The organism is Agromyces atrinae (genome assembly GCF_013407835.1).
Taxonomy (GTDB): Bacteria; Actinomycetota; Actinomycetes; order Actinomycetales; family Microbacteriaceae; genus Agromyces; species Agromyces atrinae.
In genome coordinates this window covers 1,219,517-1,235,985 of record NZ_JACCBI010000001.1, presented here as the reverse complement: position 1 = coordinate 1,235,985, position 16,469 = coordinate 1,219,517, and the positions used below count along the sequence as shown (strand labels likewise).

The window sequence follows — 16,469 nt, the reverse complement described above, 5'->3', positions numbered from 1 at the left end:
CCACGATGTTTCCGAGAGTCACCGCCATCCTTGTCGCGCACAACGGCGCCGAACGACTTCCGGGGACGCTCGATGCGCTCGCGGCGCAGTCCCGACGCCCCGACGCCCTCATCATCGTCGACGCCGCATCGACCGACGGCTCGTCCGAGCTGATCGCGACGGCGGGTGCGAGCCACGTCATCTCGACGTCCGAGTCGCTGTCGTTCGGCGAAGCGCTCGAGGCCGCCGTGCGGCTGACGCCGCCGCCCACGAGCGACGACGAACTGCTCTGGTTCCTCTCCCACGACAGCGCGCCCGAACCCGAGGCCCTCGCGCGGCTCGTGGGCGCCCTCGAGATCGCGCCCTCCGTCGCGGTCGCCGGCCCCAAGCTCGTGCAGTGGGGGCGCACCGACTTCATCGACGAGCTCGGTCAGTCGATCACGCGCCTCGGCGCGACCGTCGAGCTCGTCCACGACGAGCTCGACCAGGCTCAGCACGACACCCTGAGCGACGTGCTCGGCGTCGCTCCCGCCGGTCTCCTCGTGCGGCACCGCGTCTGGGACGAGCTCGGCGGGTTCGATCCCGCCCTGCCCGTCGTGGATGACGCTCTCGACTTCTCGATCCGCACGCGACTGTCCGGCCACCGCGTGCAGGTCGTACCCGAGGCGCGCGTCGCGTTCGCCTCCGAGGGCGTGGCCGGCCCGGCCGCCGCTCTCACGGCCCGTGCGCGCCGCACGCGCACCCGCCAGTCGCGCACCGCCCAGCTCCACCGCCGGCTCGCCTACGCTCCCGGTGCCGTCGTCGCTCTGCACTGGCTGACGCTCCTTCCCCTCGCGATCCTGCGCTCGGTCTGGCACCTCCTCACGAAGTCACCGGGGTCGATCCTCGGCGAGTTCGGCGCCGCGTTCCGGGTCGCGTTCTCGGGCATGCGCGTGAGCCAGGCGCGATCGAGCATCGCGCGCACCCGCAAGCTCGGCTGGGCGTCGATCGCCGCGCTCCGTGTGGCGCCCGACGAGATGCGGCGACGCCGCGCGCTCGAGCGCGAGGCACGCATCGCGTGGGCCCGTGGCTCGCGCGACGACGTCAGGTTCATCTCGAGCGGTGGAGCATGGACGCTCCTCGGGGCGACCGTCGCCGGAGTCATCCTGTTCCTCCCGCTCCTCGGCTCTGCGGGCATCTCCGGCGGAGCACTCCTGCCGCTCAGCGCGACCCCCGCGGAGCTCTGGGCCAACATCGGCTACGGCTGGCGCGACATCGGCACCGGATTCGTCGGTGCAGCCGATCCCTTCGCCGCCGTGCTCGCGATCCTCGGATCGTTGACCTTCTGGACACCGTCGCTCGCGCTCCTCATCGTGTGGGTCGCCGCGATCCCCGTCTCGGCCCTCGGCGCCTGGTTCGCCGCCGCCCGCCTCACCGAGAGCGGGGGAGTGCGCGCCGTCGCCGGTATCGCCTGGGCGATCGCCCCGCCGCTCCTCGTCGCCCTGTCGGATGGCCGACCGACGGCCGTCCTCGCCCACGTGCTACTTCCCTGGCTGTTCTTCGCCCTGCTCGGCGCGCGCCGGTCGTGGGCGGCATCGGCCACGGCATCCTTGCTCTTCGCCGCCATCGTCGCGTCGGCACCGAGCCTCGCGCCCGCGCTCCTCGTCATCTGGCTGCTGTGCGTCGCGGCGAGCGGACGTCGCTTCGCGCGCTACATCGCGCTCCCCGTCCCCGCAGCGGCGCTCGCCGCCGCCCTCGTCTGGGCGCAGCTCGAGCGTGGAACGCCCCTGGCCCTGCTCGCCGACCCGGGCGCCCCGTTCGCGTCGGTACACGACAGCGTCGTCGACCTGCTCCTCGGATTCCCGGCCCGCGGCTTCGGAGGCTGGACCGACACCCTCGCGTGGCTCTCGCTCGGCGGCATCGACGCGCGCTACATCGTGCTCGGGCTCGTCGCCCCTCTCGTCATCCTCGCGGTCATCGGCCTCTTCGTGCGGGGATCGCGCACCGCGGTGTTCGCCCTCGCCGTCGCGCTCCTCGGTTTCGCCACGGCGTTCGCCGCGACGCACGTCGAGGTCGCGACCCTCGGCGCTACGAGCCTCGCGCTCTGGTCGGGAGCCGGTCAGAGTCTCTACTGGCTCGGACTGCTGGGTGCTGCGATCGTCGCGCTCCGCGCCTTCGGCCGCTTCGCGGTCGCGCCCGGCGCCGTGCTCGCCCTCGCCCTCGTGCTCGTCGCGGCACCGGCCGCCACGGCGACCCTCGCCGGGCGAGCGGACGTGCAGCCCGCCGCCGAGCGAGAGCTTCCCGCGTTCGTGGTCGCCGAGGCGCAGGCCGACCCGCGCGTCACGACCCTCGTCGTGACGCCCCAGTCGGACGGCGCCGTGCTCGCCGAACTGCAGCGCGGTTCGGGCGTCACCCTCGACGACCAGTCCACGTACGAACAGACCCGGCCCGAGCCCTCCGAGCGCGAGCGCGCCCTCGCCGACCTCACGGGAAACCTCGTCTCGAGGAGCGGCGTCGACACGTCGGCGGCACTGACCGACTTCGGTGTGAGCTTCGTGCTGCTCGCGACCGGCGTTCGTGAGAGCGACGGTTCGATCTCGGGCGCGACCCAGCTGGCCGCCGACCGTGCGACCGTGGCCCTCGACGGCAACGCGTCCCTCGTGCCCGTCGGTGAGACCGACTTCGGAATGCTCTGGCGATTCGGTGAGGCCGGAACCGACGTGCCCGCCACGCAGGTCCCCGCCGACGCGGGCGGATGGCGCGGCAACCTCGTCACGATCCTCCTCATCGTCGTCTTCGGTGCGACGCTCCTCCTGTCGATCCCGACAGGTGTGGGCCGCGAATACAAGGCGCCGGTGCGCGAGCGGCCCGTGCGACTGCGTCCGAAGCGTGAGCCGAGACCGGAGCGTGAACCGAAGCCGCGGCGCGAACGGCGTTCGCGTGCGAAGGCCGCGCCCGAGCCCGTCGGCACCGACGACACGAGCGCCGACGAGTCGACCGCCGACGACGCAGCCGACGAGCCCGAGTACCCGCCGACGCCGGTCGAGCTGCCGCCCGCCGAGGACGCCGCGGATCTGCCCGTCGCCGCGACCCCCTCCTCCGAGGACGAGGCATCGCAGACGGACTCCGCGCCGACCGCCGACTCGGCGTCCGGCGATGCGGCCGATCAGGCGACGAACGACGAGGAGAAGCGAGATGGTTGAGCGCCGTGACATCGCCATCGCGAGCACGCGCATCGTGACGGGACTCATCGGCCTCGCGGTCGGTGTCGTCGCCGTCGGAGCAGCGATCGCCCTCCCGTGGCCGTCCGTGACCGTCGAGCCCGCCGCCGTGACGATCTCGCCGACCGCGAGCGAGCAGCAGCGTGTCTGCGCCGGGCCGCTCCTCTCGCTCGCCGACGACGCCACCCAGGCCACGGCCGCGGCTTCGTTCGGATCGGCCTCGGTCGTCTCGGCCGCCGCTGACTCCGAGGTGACCTCGGTCGAGCTCGACGCCCCGCGCAACCCGCGATTCGACCGCGACGGCGGTCCGACGCTCCTGAGCGCGCCGCCGGTCGGCGAGGCCGGTGCCCTCGCGGGCAGCCAGTCGCAGGTCGCCGCCACCGAGACCGTCGCCGGATTCGCCGCTGCGGCGTGCGCCGAGGCCCTCGACGAAGCCTGGCTCGTCGCCGGCGCGACGGATGTCGGTCGCACGAGTCTCATCGTCCTCAGCAACCCGACGAGCGTCGCGGCGACCGTGAGCCTCGAGCTCTTCGGGGAGAACGGCCCGATCGATGCGCCCGGAACGTCCGCGATCCTCGTTCCCGCCGGGCAGCAGGTCGTGCTGCCGCTCGCGGGCTTCGCGCCGAACGTCCGCACGCCCGTCGTGCACGTCGTGAGCGAGGGCGGTCGTGTCGCGGCCAACCTCCAGCACACCGTCATCCGCGGCCTCACCCCCGGCGGAGTCGAACTCGCCGGTCCGAGCGCGCTCCCGGCGGAGAACGTCGTGATCCCCGGCGTCGTTCTCTCGGCGAACACCGCCGACACGGGCGAGGATCACACCCACGACCTCGAGGACTCGCACCCCGTCATCCGTCTGCTCGCTCCCGACGCCGACGCGCAGGTGACCGTCGACATCACCGCGGAGAGCAGCGGTGCGGTGACATCACTCGAACTCGACCTGACCGCGGGCCAGTCCCTCGACGTCCCGCTCGACGGTCTGACGACCGGCGGTCACACCATCTCGGTGCGATCGAGCGAGCCGATCGTCGCGGCCGCGCGCACCGCGGTGACGCTGCAGAACGCCCCCGACTTCGCGTGGCACGCCGCGACCGAGCCGCTCCTCGACGACGCGCCGTTCGTGGTCGCCGAGGGTCCGTCGCCCGTGCTGCACCTCACGAACCCGGGCTCGACGGATGTCACGGTCGAGGTCGTCCCCGGTGAGGGCGCCGAGCGGAGCATCGTCGTCCCCTCGAACGGAGCCGCGTCGGTCTCGGTCAGCGCCGAGGAGTCGTACGTGCTCGAGGGCGTCGCGGGCCTGCACGCCTCGGTCGGCTACCTGTCGCCCGCGACGTCATCGTCGTTCGCCCTGCAGCCTCCCGGGCCGCTCGAGGCGCCCGTCCGCGTCTACACGCACTGAGGCGCGCGTTCGCGGTGAGTGGTGCCACTCACCAGTGGCGATAACGATCCGGCGCGAGTTCCCACGGCTCCTTGCCGAGCAGTTCGGCCACCGCGCGGTACACGCAGCTCTCGACGAGCATGCGCTCACGCAGCTCGTCGCCCTCGGTCGTGTGCGAGAAACGCATGATCGGCAGACGGAAGAACACGATGCGACGCGTGTCGTGGTGAACGCGCCAGCGGTCGATGTGGTCGCCGTGCAGGGCGTCGTCGGGCGCTTGCGCGACCTCGAACGAGACGCCGTCGAGGTCGTCGGGCCACAGACCCTTGAGGTACCCCGCGGTCGTCGCGACGTTGACGTCGAACTCGTCGATGCGCGAACGCAGCATCGGCAGATACGGCCCGACGATCGACGAGCGCGGTCCGCGGCCGTGACGGTTCCGGGCGAGACGACGCGGTGAGGCGGGCTCCGGGGTGGCGCGGCGGGAGCGGGGCATGTCGTCATCCTAACGTCGCACGATGCGGCTATTCTGAGGCGCATATGAACAGGACCTGCTCCCGCGTCTCGTGCACGACCGAGGCCGTCACGACACTCACGTACGTCTACGCCGATTCGATGGTCGTGCTGGGCCCGCTCAGCATCACTCCCGAGCCGCACAGCTACGACCTGTGCGCGCGTCACGCCGAGCGCACCTCGGCACCGCAGGGGTGGCAGGTCGTGCGTCACGCGATGCTGCGCGGAGCGGGGCACAGCGCATGAGCCGCACCGAGTCGAGCGTGCTCGAGCGCATCGTCAAATCCTACGACGTGCGTGGTCTCGTCGGTTCCGAACTGACCGAGACCGTCGTCGAGGCGATCGCCGCAGCGTTCGTCGACGAAGTGGGCGCTGCGGGCGGCGACGTCGTCGTCGGCCGTGACATGCGTGATTCCTCGCCCGGGTTCGCCGCAGCCTTCGCGCGGGGCGCGACCGCTCGCGGAGCGAACGTCGTCGACATCGGACTCTGCTCGACCGACGAGAGCTACTTCGCGTCGGGCACGCTCGATGCGCCCGCCGCCATGTTCACCGCGAGCCACAACCCGGCCGCCTACAACGGCATGAAGCTCTCGAGCGCGGGTGCGCTCGGGCTCTCGTTCGACACCGGCCTGCGTTCGATCAGAGATCGCGCCGCCGAGTTCCTCGAGTCGGGCATCCCCGCGGTCGACCAGCCGGGCACGGTGCGAGAGCTCGACGTCCTCGCCTCGTACGCGGCGTACCTCCGCGAACTCGTCGACCTCTCCGGCATCCGTCCGCTCCGCGTGGTCGTCGACGCCGGCAACGGCATGGGCGGACTGACCGTTCCCGCCGTGCTCGAAGAGGCGGCCGGCCTCCCGGCGCTCCCGCTCACGATCATCCCGCTCTACTTCGAGCTCGACGGCAACTTCCCGAACCACGAGGCCAACCCCCTCGTGCCCGAGAACCTCGTCGACCTCCAGCGCGCCGTCGTCGAGCACGGCGCCGACCTCGGTCTCGCCTTCGACGGCGACGCCGACCGCTGCTTCGTCGTCGACGAGCGTGGCGAACCCGTCGGGCCGTCGGCCGTCGCCGCGATCGTCGCACTCCGCGAGATCGCGCGCGTCCGCGCCGCGGGCGACGACGACATCTCCGTCATCCACAACCTCATCACATCGTCGATCGTCGCCGAGACGATCGAGGGCGCGGGTGCCACGGCCGTGCGCACCAAGGTGGGCCACTCGCTCATCAAGGCCGAGATGAAGGCCACGGGCGCCGTCTTCGGCGGCGAGCACTCGGCGCACTACTACTTCCGCGACTTCTGGGGTGCCGACAACGGCATGCTCGCGGCGATGCACCTGCTCGCCGAGTTCGGATCGCAGTCCGAGCCGCTCTCGAGCTTCGCTGCCGAGTTCTCGCCGTATTCCGATTCGGGCGAGATCAACTCGACGGTCGACGACATCCCCGCCGCGTACACGCGAATCGTCGAGGCCTTCGCCGGTCGCGGCGAGTTCGACGAGCTCGACGGGCTCTTCATCACGGGGCTCACCTCGATAGACGAGCCGTTCTGGTGGGTGAGCGTGCGTCCGTCGAACACCGAGCCGCTGCTCCGCCTGAACGTCGAGGCGGGCGACCGCGAGACCATGGAGCGCCTGCGCGACGAGGCCCTCGGTCTCATCCGGGCGACGAACTGACCCGCGTCGTACTCCGACGCCTGCGCTCACCCGCGCAGCCGTCATCTCTCGGCACGCCCTGACAGAATGAGACCATGAGCACCCTCACCACCCCCACCGTGACCTTCAAGGTCGCCGACATCGAACTCGCCGAAGCCGGTCGCCACCAGCTCCGCCTCGCCGAGAACGAAATGCCGGGCCTCATGGCCCTCCGCGACGAGTTCGGACCGTCGCAGCCGCTCGCCGGCGCGCGCATCGCGGGCAGCCTGCACATGACTGTGCAGACCGCCGTGCTGATCGAGACCCTCGTCGCCCTCGGCGCGACCGTCCGCTGGGCGAGCTGCAACATCTTCTCGACGCAGGACGAGGCCGCGGCCGCCGTCGTCGTCGGCCCGACCGGCACCGTCGCCGAACCGGCCGGCGTGCCCGTCTTCGCCTGGAAGGGCGAGACCCTCGACGAGTACTGGTGGTGCACCGAGCAGATCTTCGACTGGAGCGCCGAAGCCGCTGCAGCGGGAGCCGACTGGACCGGCCCGAACCTCATCCTCGACGACGGCGGCGATGCCACCCTGCTCGTCCACAAGGGCCGGGAGTTCGAACTCGCCGGCGCCGTGCCCGAGACGCCGGCCGACGCGAGCACCGAGTACCGCGTCATCCTCGACGTGCTGCGCCGCTCGCTCGCCACGTCGACCGACCGCTGGACGACGATCGCCGACGGCATCGGGGGAGTCACCGAAGAGACGACCACCGGTGTGCACCGCCTCTACGAGCTGCACGCCGCGGGCGACCTGCGCTTCCCCGCCATCAACGTCAACGACTCGGTGACGAAGTCGAAGTTCGACAACAAGTACGGCATCCGCCACTCGCTGCCCGACGGCCTCAATCGCGCGACCGACGTGCTCATGGGCGGCAAGGTCGCCCTCGTCGCCGGCTACGGCGACGTCGGAAAGGGCGCGGCCGAGGCGCTCCGCGGCCAGGGTGCTCGCGTCATCGTGACCGAGGTCGACCCCATCTGCGCGCTCCAGGCCGCGATGGACGGATTCCAGGTCGCGCGTCTCGAGTCGGTCGTCGGCGACGTCGACATCTTCGTCACGGGCACCGGCAACAAGGACGTCATCACGCTCGACCACATGCTCGCGATGAAGCACCTCGCGATCGTCTCGAACGTCGGCCACTTCGACAACGAGATCGACATGGCGGCGCTCGAGTCGCTCGAGGGCGCCGAGCGCGTCGAGATCAAGCCGCAGGTGCACGAGTGGCGCCTGCCGACCGGCCGGTCGATCCTCGTGCTCTCCGAGGGGCGCCTCATGAACCTCGGCAACGCGACGGGCCACCCGTCGTTCGTCATGAGCAACTCGTTCACCAACCAGGTCCTCGCGCAGATCGAGCTGTACACGCGGCCCGAGGCGTACCCGGTGGGCGTCTACGTGCTGCCGAAGCACCTCGACGAGAAGGTCGCGCGTCTGCACCTCGACGCGCTCGGCGTCGAGCTCACCGAACTCTCACCCGAGCAGGCCGCCTACATCGGCGTCACGGTCGACGGACCGTACAAGGTCGACCACTACCGCTACTGAGGTGTCGGGCGTCGCGCACGGCGCGGCGCCCGCCCCTCAGGAGTCGGCCGGCGCGTGCGGACGTGCCGTGAGGAACGGCTCGAGCTCGGTCATCCGCGCCGCCTCGAGCCGCAGGGCCTCCGCTTCACGCGTGCGACGGACGGCCGAGACCCCCGCGAGGAACGCCTCGGGGTGCACGTGCGGCACGGGCGAGACGAACGGCGTGACGTCCGCGGCGAGTGTGATCGCCAGGCGTGACCGGCTTGCGGGCACGAGGTGCTCCGCTCCCGCGAAGAACTGGGCGACACGTCGCGCGAGGGCGTCGGGCAGGCGCGCGACGTCGGCCGTCAGCGCCCATTGCTCGAGCTCACGCGGCACGGCGATCTGCGACGGCTCGGGGCGCTTCACCCGCTCCATCTGGCTGTAGGTTCCCGCGAGGAGATCGCCGAGTCGCTTCGCGCGGCGGTTTAGGAACGACACGATGAGGGCGATGCCGCCGATCGTCATGTAGAGCTCGAGCACCCCGGTGAGCGCGCGGATGAACGCGTGCCGCAGGCGGATGCCGCCGCCGTCGTCACGCACGATCCGTGCACCGATCGCGAGCTTGCCGAGCGAGCGGCCGCGCGAGAGCGTCTCGACGGTCATCGGGGCGATGACGAGGCAGATGACGAGGGTCGCCGTCACGAGCGCCTGGCCGAGAGCCGCGTCGGCGAAGAGCGACGAGTTCTCGGCGAGCAGCAGGATGACGATGAGCGAGCCGCCGTAGACGACGGCATCGATGAGGGCGCCGGCCGCGCGCAGGAAGACACTCGCCGACGAGACGTCGAGGGAGACGGCTTCGCCGGTGAGGAGGCCATCGTCGTCGCGGGAGGGGACGGGCGTCGAAGTCTCGGCCATGGATAGTATTCAAGCAGATGGATCTCGACGCCTTCCACGAAGCCCGACGCCCCGAGTGGGACCGACTCGACGTTCTCGCGCGCGAGCGCACCCTCGACGGGGCCGGCGCCGACGAGCTCATCGAGCGGTATCAGGCGGGTGCGAGCGACCTCTCGATCATCAAGACGAGCGCGGGCTCGACACCCGTCGGCGACAGTCTCTCGGTGAGCCTGTCGCGTGCTCGTCTCCGATTCACGGGCACGGGTGAGAACCTCCTCGCGGCGATGCCGCGATTCTTCCTCCTGCAGCTGCCGGCGGCCCTGTACCGGGTGCGCTGGCTGACGCTCGCCGTCGCCGTCGCGACCGTCGCCATCGCGGCGCTCGTCGCCGGCTGGGCCGTGGCCGATCCTCGCGTGCTCGCGGCCCTCGGCACGGACGCCGACTTCCAGAAGCTCGTCGACGAGGACTTCGTCAACTACTACTCCGAGAACCCCGCAGCGGCGTTCACCGGGCTCGTCTGGACGAACAACGCCTGGATCGCCGCGCAGTGCATCGCCTTCGGCATCCTCGGGGTGTTCGTGCCGTACATCATCGTCCAGAACGCCGCGAACGTCGGGCTCACGGCGGGCATCATGTTCTCGTACGGCGAGGGCGACACGTTCTTCCAGTACATCCTCCCGCACGGTCTGCTCGAGCTCACGGCGGTGTTCGTCGCGGCGGCGGCCGGTCTCAGAATCTTCTGGGCGTGGGTCGCTCCCGGCGCCCGCACCCGCGGCGAGGCGCTCGCGACCGAGGGTCGCGCGCTCTTCACCGTCGCGATCGGTCTCGTGATCGTGCTCTTCGTCTCGGGCGTGATCGAGGGGTTCGTCACCCCGTCGCCGCTGCCCTGGCAGCTCAAGATCGCCATCGGCGCGATCGCCCTGCTCGCGTTCCTCGCCTACATGGTGATCGTCGGCGGCCGTGCGGTGCGTGCGGGCGAGTCGGGCGACCTCGTCGAGTTCGACTCGGGTTCGCGGCGCATCGTCGCGGGCTGAGCGCCCGCCGGGAGACGACGGATGCCGCGGGCTCGTCGACTCCGAGGAGTGAGGCAAGCCCGCGGCATCCGCGGTTCTGTCGTGCGTCTAGTGGGCGATCTTGGTGATGCGCCCCGGGCGGTCGAACACGAATCGTGAGATCGCCGCGGCGATGATGGCGCCCACGATCGGCGCGACGATCGAGAGCCACACCTGACCGATCGCGTCGGGGCCGCCGTAGATCGCGGTGGCGATTGATCGAGCCGGGTTGAAGGAGGCGTTCGACACCGGGATCGCGATGAGGGCGAGCACCGTGAGGGTGAAGCCGATCGCGAGGGGAGCGAAGCCTGCTGCGGCGCGGACGCTCGTCACCCCGAGGATGACGAAGAGGAAGACCGCCGTGGTGAGCGCCTCGACGATGAACACGGAGACGAGTCCGAACCCGTCGGGCGAGAGTACGTCGTAACCCGTCGATGCTCCCGTGAAGCTCGTCGCGGTGAGCTTGTCGCTCGCGGCGAGGATGACGAGCAGGAGCGTCGAGGCGAGCACACCGCCGACGAGCTGGGCGAGGATGTAGCTGATCGTGTCGCGCCAGGCGAAGCGCCCGGCGACGGCGAGACCGATGGTCACCGCAGGGTTGAAGTGGCCGCCCGAGATCGGACCGAAGGCGTAGGCGCCGATGACCACGCTGAGGCCGAGCGCGAGGGCGACTCCGAGGAATCCGACGTTGAAGCCGCCGTCTCCTCCGGCGAAGCCCGCCGAGTACAGGGCGGTTCCGATGACGCCGAAGACGAGGATGAAGGTTCCGATGATCTCGGCGGTGAGCTTCTCGCCGAGGCCGGGTGTGGGTGCTGCGGAGTCTGACATTGTCGGTCCTTTCACAGATGATGCACAGCAACCACCGAGCTTCGGCGGTCGTTCGGAGGGTATCGGATTCCTCCGTCATCGTGTGAGCGAGACGCCCGAGTGTCATCAGATGACGCCCGGCGACGATCAGAGCAGGCCGGCCGCCTTCAGATCGAGGTAGCGGTCGGAGAGCGCGGGCGGCAGGTCGGCCGGCGCCGCGGTCACGACGTGCGCGCCGAGACGACGCACGGCCGAGGCGACGCGTTCGACGTCGAGGGACGCCCGCTCGGCCGCCGCGGCGAGATAGGTCGACTCGCGGTCGCTCAGATCGCGTACGGCGGTGTCGAGCGAGGGGTCGGTGACCGAGGCGACGATGACCGTGTGTCGAGCGGTCAGCTGCGGCAGCATGGCGAGGAGGCTGCGCGTGGCGCCGGGGGAGTCGATGCTCGTCAGCACGATCACGAGCGCATGACGGCTCGTGATCGAGCGCACCTGGGCGGGCACGCTCGACCAGTCGGGCTCGATGATCTCCGACTCGATCGACGCCATGGTGTCGACGAGACGGCTGAGCAGTTCCGGCCCGTTCGAGCCGGAGACCCGCCCGCGCACGCGGCGATCCCACGCGAGGAAGTCGACGCGGTCGCCCGCGTGCGAGGCGAGGGCCGCGAGCAGGAGGCTCGCCTCGAACGACGTGTCGAGACGCGGCTCGTCGGCGATCCGCGCGGCGGACGAGCGCGCGGTGTCGGTGATGATGACGATGCGACGGTCGCGTTCGGGCCGCCAGGTACGGACCATGAGGCGCTGACCGCCCGTCGGGTCGGCGGCTCGCGCCGTCGCCCGCCAGTCGATCGAGCGCACGTCGTCGCCGCGCACGTACTCGCGGATCGAGTCGAACTCGGTCCCGTTGCCGCGCACCATGACCGGGGTCCGGCCTTCGAGCTCCCGGAGGCGCGCGAGCCGTGAGGGAAGGTGTTTGCGGGCGAGGAAGGGCGGGAGGACGCGGATTCGGCCCGGAGCCGAGAGGTCGGCCTGACGCGCCCACAGGCGGAGCGGCCCCCACGATCGCACGGCGACGACGGCCACGCGTCGCTCTCCGCGACGGGCGGGAGTGAGGGAGAAGGACAGCACCCGGCGCTCGCCGGGCGGAAGGTCGACGCGGCGACGGCCGCGCCGGTCGATGCCCGCGGACGGCTGCCACGCGTCTCGCACGAGTGCGCGCATGCGTCGTGCACCGGAGTTCGTCAGGAACAGCTCGGACTCGATCGATTCGCCGAGTCGCACGCGCGCCGGAAGGCGCCGCTCGACGGTGACCTGGCGCGGCGATGCCGCGAGAGACAGGTCGATGATGCCGAGTGCGATGCACGCCGCGATCCATCCCGCCGCGATCCACCATGCGCTCGCCTGATCGGCACCGCCGGCGACGAGGGGTACGAGACCGACGGTGATGAGGAGGACGAACCAGCCCGAGACGGCCACCTAGATCGGAACCCTGACCTGCTGCACGATCGACGACAGGATGGCGTCGATCGAGACGCCCTCGAGCTCCGCCTCCGGTCGCAGCTGCACGCGGTGACGCCAGGTCGGCAGCAGCATCGTCTGCACGTGGTCGGGAGTGATCGATTCGTAGCCGGTGAGCCACGCCCACGCGCGGGCGGCGGCGAGGAGACCCGTCGTTCCGCGCGGGCTCACACCGAGCCGCACCGAGGGACTCTGGCGGGTGGCACGAGCGAGGTCGACGAGGTAGCCGAGCACGTCAGCCGAGGCGCCGACCGACGAGACCGCGTGCTTGGCGGCGCGCAGGTCCTCGGCACCGAGCACGGGCGACACACCCGCCGCCGCGAGGTCGCGCGGGTCGAAGCCGGTCGCGTGGCGGCGGAGCACCTCGACCTCGACCTCGCGCTCCGGAACGGCGAGCACGAGCTTCAGGAGGAATCGGTCGAGCTGGGCCTCGGGAAGGCTGTACGTTCCCTCGTACTCGATGGGGTTCTGCGTCGCCGCGACGATGAACGGGTCGGGCAGTCGACGCGAGACGCCGTCGGCCGAGACCTGGCGCTCCTCCATCGCCTCGAGCAGAGCCGACTGCGTCTTCGGCGGAGTGCGGTTGATCTCGTCGGCGAGGAGGATGTTCGTGAAGACCGGCCCCTCGCGGAACTCGAACTCGGCGTCGCGCGGGTCGTAGACGAGAGAGCCCGTCACGTCGCCCGGCATGAGGTCGGGCGTGAACTGCACGCGCTTCGTGTCGAGCGACAGCGAGCGGCTGAGCGAACGCACGAGCAGGGTCTTCGCGACGCCCGGCACGCCCTCGAGGAGCACGTGGCCGTCGGCGAGGAGCGCGACGATGAGCCCGGTCACGGCGCCGTCCTGGCCGACGACGGCCTTCGACACCTCCGTGCGCACGTCGTTCAGACGTGAGCGCAGCTCGTCGGGAGTTGCTGTCATGGGCGGGTTCCTTCCGGTTCGGTCGGCATGGTGCGGGGTCGGAGCGTGTCGGTGACACGCTGCTCGAGGTCGTGGAGGTCGCGCGCCGTCGTGACGAGGTCGCGATCGGTCAGGGGAGACGCGTCGACGAGCAGTGCGTGGATGGCCGCGCGGTCGCCATCGATGAGGCCCGCGGTCGCGTCGGCGATCTCGCGAGCGGGCGCCGTCGCTCCGAGGCCGAGGTGGCGGGCGAGGCGGCCGAGCGTTCCGGCGCGCAGCGCATCGAGCGCGTGGCCGCGGTCCGAGGTCCGCGCGTAGAGGCGGGCGCGGCCTTCCATGGTCTCGCTCGCCCTCACGACGACGGGGAGGTCTTCGGCGACGAGAGGACCGAATCGGCGGCCGCGCCAGACGCCCGCGGCGATCGTGGCGACGATGAGCAGGGTGATCGCGGGGCTCACCCAGCCGGGCGTGATCTCGGCGAGCGTCGGGGCGGTGTCGGCATCGACGTCGGAGATCACCGGCAGATACCAGACGAGGTGGTCGCGCTCGCCGAGCAGTCCAAGTGCGAGCGCGGCGGAGCCGCCGTCGACGATGGACTCGTTGGCGAAGACCGCCGTATCGGAGACGAGGGCGACGTCTCCGGCGTCGACGAGGGCGAACGCTCCGTCGTCATCGGGAAAGCAGCCCACGACGTCGCCTTCGGCCTCCGAGGTCGATAGCGAACGAAGAGCGCCCGACAGGGATTCCGCTCGGGTCGCCGCGGGGATGTCGCACTGAGCGGGGCGCGGGGTGTCGTCTGCGACACCGGCCGTCGCGACGCCGGGGGCGATGGCCCGGAGGGCGGTGAACCCGGGCGCCGCCACGACGAGTCGCGGAGTCGAGTCGGCGAGCAGCGACCACTGGCGGCCGTCGAGGAGCGCGTCGCCGTCGTGCACGAAGAGCGTCGCGTCGGTCGCCTCCGCCCGCGTGACGGCATCGTCGAGAGAGGATGCCACGGTGACATCCACTCCCTGATCTCGGAGCACCTCGACGACGGCCTGGGCGCCGCCGGGAGCGGGGGAGTCGGCGGCGAGGGGGCGGCCGGCCGCACTGAACGCATTCTGGATGAGCAGCGTCGCCACCGCGGCGGCGATCGCCAGGAGAGCGAAGACGATCCAGATCCGTCGCCGACGGAACGACTGGCGGACCGTGGGTGTCAGGGTGAGCGTCATGCGGCCCCACCGGCCACGGGAGCGAGGTCGATCGATGCAGCGGCCAGCCGCTCGTCGAGCGACCGGATCGCCTCGAAGTCCTCGCGCACGCCCGGGCGGCCGAGGTAGCGGACGGCATCGAAGGAGTCTGCCGCAGAGCCGATCGATGCTTGCTCTGCAGGGAAGACGTCGCCCGCTGATCGAGCGAAGGCATGCGATGTCGTCCCCGGGGCGAGGCTCACGGCCGTGCGCTCGACGAGCGCTCGCGCGACGGCGCGGAAGCGCTCCTCGATCGCGCCCGACCAGTCGCCCGCGGCCGCACGCGCATCGGAGGCGCGACGGAGGTCGTCGGCCGATCGATCGTCGTCCTCGCCGAAGAGCGAGCCGCGGGCCGCCGAGCGGTGACGCAGGCGCGGTAGCCCGTAGATGAGCACTCCGATGACGAGGGCGACGACGAGGAGTACGGCCGCGACGGCGACGAGGAGCCCCGACGCGTCACCGGCTCCCGAGAAGAGCGAGCCGATCCAATCGAGGAACGATTGCGTGGCCTGCTCGAGGAGGGTCGGCTTCGCGGCGGTGTACTCGGGCTTCGACAACTCGTCGATGAGCCAGTTCCGGGCATCGGGAGCGTCGGGCGCGACGGGGACGTCCGTGCCGATCAGGCGCGGAGGGATCATGCGCGCCGATACGGGTCGGGGAGGCCGGCGCGCTGCTCGACGGGAACCTCGAGATAGCGCTGGAGCTCGATGTCGAGGCCCTCCGTGCGCATCCGCTGATCGATGTAGATGATCGCGACGAGAGCCGAGAGCGCGACCGTGCCGACGGCTGAGACGACCATGGTGAGGGCCAGGCCGACGACCATGATGCCGATATAGACCGCGAGTCCGCTGCCCGTTCCGGTCGGGTCCATGACGCTCATGACGATGGGACCGATGAGCTGGAACGGGGCCGAGACGAGCTGGGCTGCGATGTTCACGATCGCGTTGACGAGGATGAGCACGCCGAAGATGCGCCAGAAGTGTCCGTTCGTGAGCTGCCACGAGCGCTTCATCGCGGCTCGGATCGTGAGGTCTTCGAGCACGATCGCGCTCGGCGTGAGCGAGAGCTTCGTGCCGAGCCAGGCGAACAGGACGACGAGGCCGAGCGCGAGCAGCCCGGCGACGAGCACGGCGATGACGATGGCGACGGGCGAGATCAGTGAGATCGCGATGGTGATCGCGACGACGATGAGTGCGGGGATGAGGACCGCCAGCGAGGCGAGCAGCACCCATCCGATGAGTCGGCCGAGTCGCTTGACGCCACGCTTCCACAGGGCGCCGAGCCGCAGGCGCTCGCCGAGCGTCGCGCTCGCGACCTCGACGACCATGATGCCCTGCAGCAGAGCCGTTCCCGCGACCGAGATCGCGAGGGGGACGAGCATGAGCAGGAGCATCGTGCCGATGCCGCCGAGCGCGATGGTGTCGATGTCGGCGGCCGCCGCGCGCGCCATCCGTTCGGTGAGCCAGATGAAGTAGGGGACGAGCACCGCGACGGTGATGAGACCGACCGCGAGCTGCACGAGGAGGCCGCTGCCGAACGTCGGCGCGGGGTTGCGCCGGATCGCCTGGAACGGCGCGCCGAGCAGGGTGCCGAATCCGAGCGGGCGGAGGGGGAGGAGGCCGGGCTTCGGGGGCGGTGTCCACCCCGACGGCGGTGGCGGAACGAAGCCGGGACCGCCCGGCTGCCCGATGTTCTCGGGCTCCGGCTGGGCCCACGACGAGGGGAGGGAACCGACGGCAGGACCCGACGGAGGAAGCCAACTGTCCCGATCGCTCACAGACGAAGCCCTTTCGATACGTCCGTCCATGCTCGCACATC

Annotated in this window: 14 protein-coding genes; 6 read left to right on the top strand and 8 right to left on the bottom strand. The window is 71.0% G+C overall.

Going from position 1 to position 16,469, the window contains the following annotated elements:
* Positions 1 to 5: 5 nt before the first annotated feature.
* Positions 6 to 3,161, top strand: coding sequence for a glycosyltransferase (locus tag BJ972_RS05970; RefSeq protein WP_129172897.1), 3,156 nt, complete (start codon positions 6 to 8; stop codon positions 3,159 to 3,161).
* A complete protein-coding gene (locus BJ972_RS05965) occupies positions 3,154 to 4,575 on the top strand; it encodes a DUF5719 family protein (protein ID WP_129172896.1) in 1,422 nt (473 codons plus the stop codon). The genes BJ972_RS05970 and BJ972_RS05965 overlap by 8 nt, the downstream gene beginning before the upstream one ends.
* 28 nt (positions 4,576 to 4,603) lie before the next feature.
* Here the strand turns inward: BJ972_RS05965 and BJ972_RS05960 are convergent, their stop codons facing one another.
* Positions 4,604 to 5,050, bottom strand: a complete 447-nt coding sequence (locus tag BJ972_RS05960) for a metallopeptidase family protein (protein ID WP_129172895.1) — start codon at positions 5,048 to 5,050, stop codon at positions 4,604 to 4,606.
* Between the two features lie 44 nt (positions 5,051 to 5,094).
* Between BJ972_RS05960 and BJ972_RS05955 the strand changes: the two genes are divergently transcribed.
* The 3 genes from BJ972_RS05955 to ahcY all read left to right on the top strand — a co-directional run bounded on the left by BJ972_RS05955 (position 5,095) and on the right by ahcY (position 8,290).
* Positions 5,095 to 5,313 (top strand): DUF3499 family protein, encoded by a 219-nt coding sequence (locus BJ972_RS05955; RefSeq protein ID WP_129172894.1) that lies wholly within the window; start codon positions 5,095 to 5,097, stop codon positions 5,311 to 5,313.
* On the top strand, positions 5,310 to 6,737 hold the full coding sequence (locus BJ972_RS05950; protein WP_129172893.1) for a phosphomannomutase/phosphoglucomutase: 1,428 nt from the start codon (positions 5,310 to 5,312) through the stop codon (positions 6,735 to 6,737). The genes BJ972_RS05955 and BJ972_RS05950 overlap by 4 nt, the downstream gene beginning before the upstream one ends.
* A gap of 74 nt (positions 6,738 to 6,811) precedes the next feature.
* On the top strand, positions 6,812 to 8,290 hold the full coding sequence (ahcY, locus tag BJ972_RS05945) for an adenosylhomocysteinase (protein ID WP_129172892.1): 1,479 nt from the start codon (positions 6,812 to 6,814) through the stop codon (positions 8,288 to 8,290).
* A gap of 36 nt (positions 8,291 to 8,326) precedes the next feature.
* Here the strand turns inward: ahcY and BJ972_RS05940 are convergent, their stop codons facing one another.
* Positions 8,327 to 9,166, bottom strand: a complete 840-nt coding sequence (locus BJ972_RS05940; protein WP_129172891.1) for an RDD family protein — start codon at positions 9,164 to 9,166, stop codon at positions 8,327 to 8,329.
* Positions 9,167 to 9,183: 17 nt separating this feature from the next.
* On the opposite strand from BJ972_RS05940, the gene BJ972_RS05935 reads away from it, so the two are divergent.
* On the top strand, positions 9,184 to 10,179 hold the full coding sequence (locus BJ972_RS05935) for a stage II sporulation protein M (RefSeq protein ID WP_129172890.1): 996 nt from the start codon (positions 9,184 to 9,186) through the stop codon (positions 10,177 to 10,179).
* An 87-nt stretch (positions 10,180 to 10,266) separates the two neighbouring features.
* On the opposite strand, the gene BJ972_RS05930 is transcribed toward BJ972_RS05935, so the two are convergent.
* From BJ972_RS05930 to BJ972_RS05905, 6 genes are all read right to left on the bottom strand, one after another.
* Entirely contained in the window at positions 10,267 to 11,025 is a 759-nt protein-coding gene (locus BJ972_RS05930) for an aquaporin (protein ID WP_129172889.1), read from the bottom strand.
* A 126-nt stretch (positions 11,026 to 11,151) separates the two neighbouring features.
* On the bottom strand, positions 11,152 to 12,480 hold the full coding sequence (locus BJ972_RS05925) for a DUF58 domain-containing protein (protein ID WP_129172888.1): 1,329 nt from the start codon (positions 12,478 to 12,480) through the stop codon (positions 11,152 to 11,154).
* Positions 12,481 to 13,443 (bottom strand): AAA family ATPase, encoded by a 963-nt coding sequence (locus BJ972_RS05920; RefSeq protein ID WP_129172887.1) that lies wholly within the window; start codon positions 13,441 to 13,443, stop codon positions 12,481 to 12,483.
* Entirely contained in the window at positions 13,440 to 14,633 is a 1,194-nt protein-coding gene (locus BJ972_RS05915; RefSeq protein WP_129172886.1) for a DUF4350 domain-containing protein, read from the bottom strand. The genes BJ972_RS05920 and BJ972_RS05915 overlap by 4 nt, the downstream gene beginning before the upstream one ends.
* Positions 14,630 to 15,289 (bottom strand): DUF4129 domain-containing protein, encoded by a 660-nt coding sequence (locus tag BJ972_RS05910; RefSeq protein ID WP_129172885.1) that lies wholly within the window; start codon positions 15,287 to 15,289, stop codon positions 14,630 to 14,632. Before BJ972_RS05910 ends, BJ972_RS05915 begins: the two co-directional genes overlap by 4 nt.
* Positions 15,286 to 16,428 carry a DUF7847 domain-containing protein gene (locus BJ972_RS05905; RefSeq protein ID WP_164989876.1) on the bottom strand — a complete coding sequence of 381 codons (1,143 nt, stop codon included), beginning with the start codon at positions 16,426 to 16,428 and terminating at the stop codon, positions 15,286 to 15,288. Before BJ972_RS05905 ends, BJ972_RS05910 begins: the two co-directional genes overlap by 4 nt.
* Between the last annotated feature and the right edge of the window lie 41 nt (positions 16,429 to 16,469).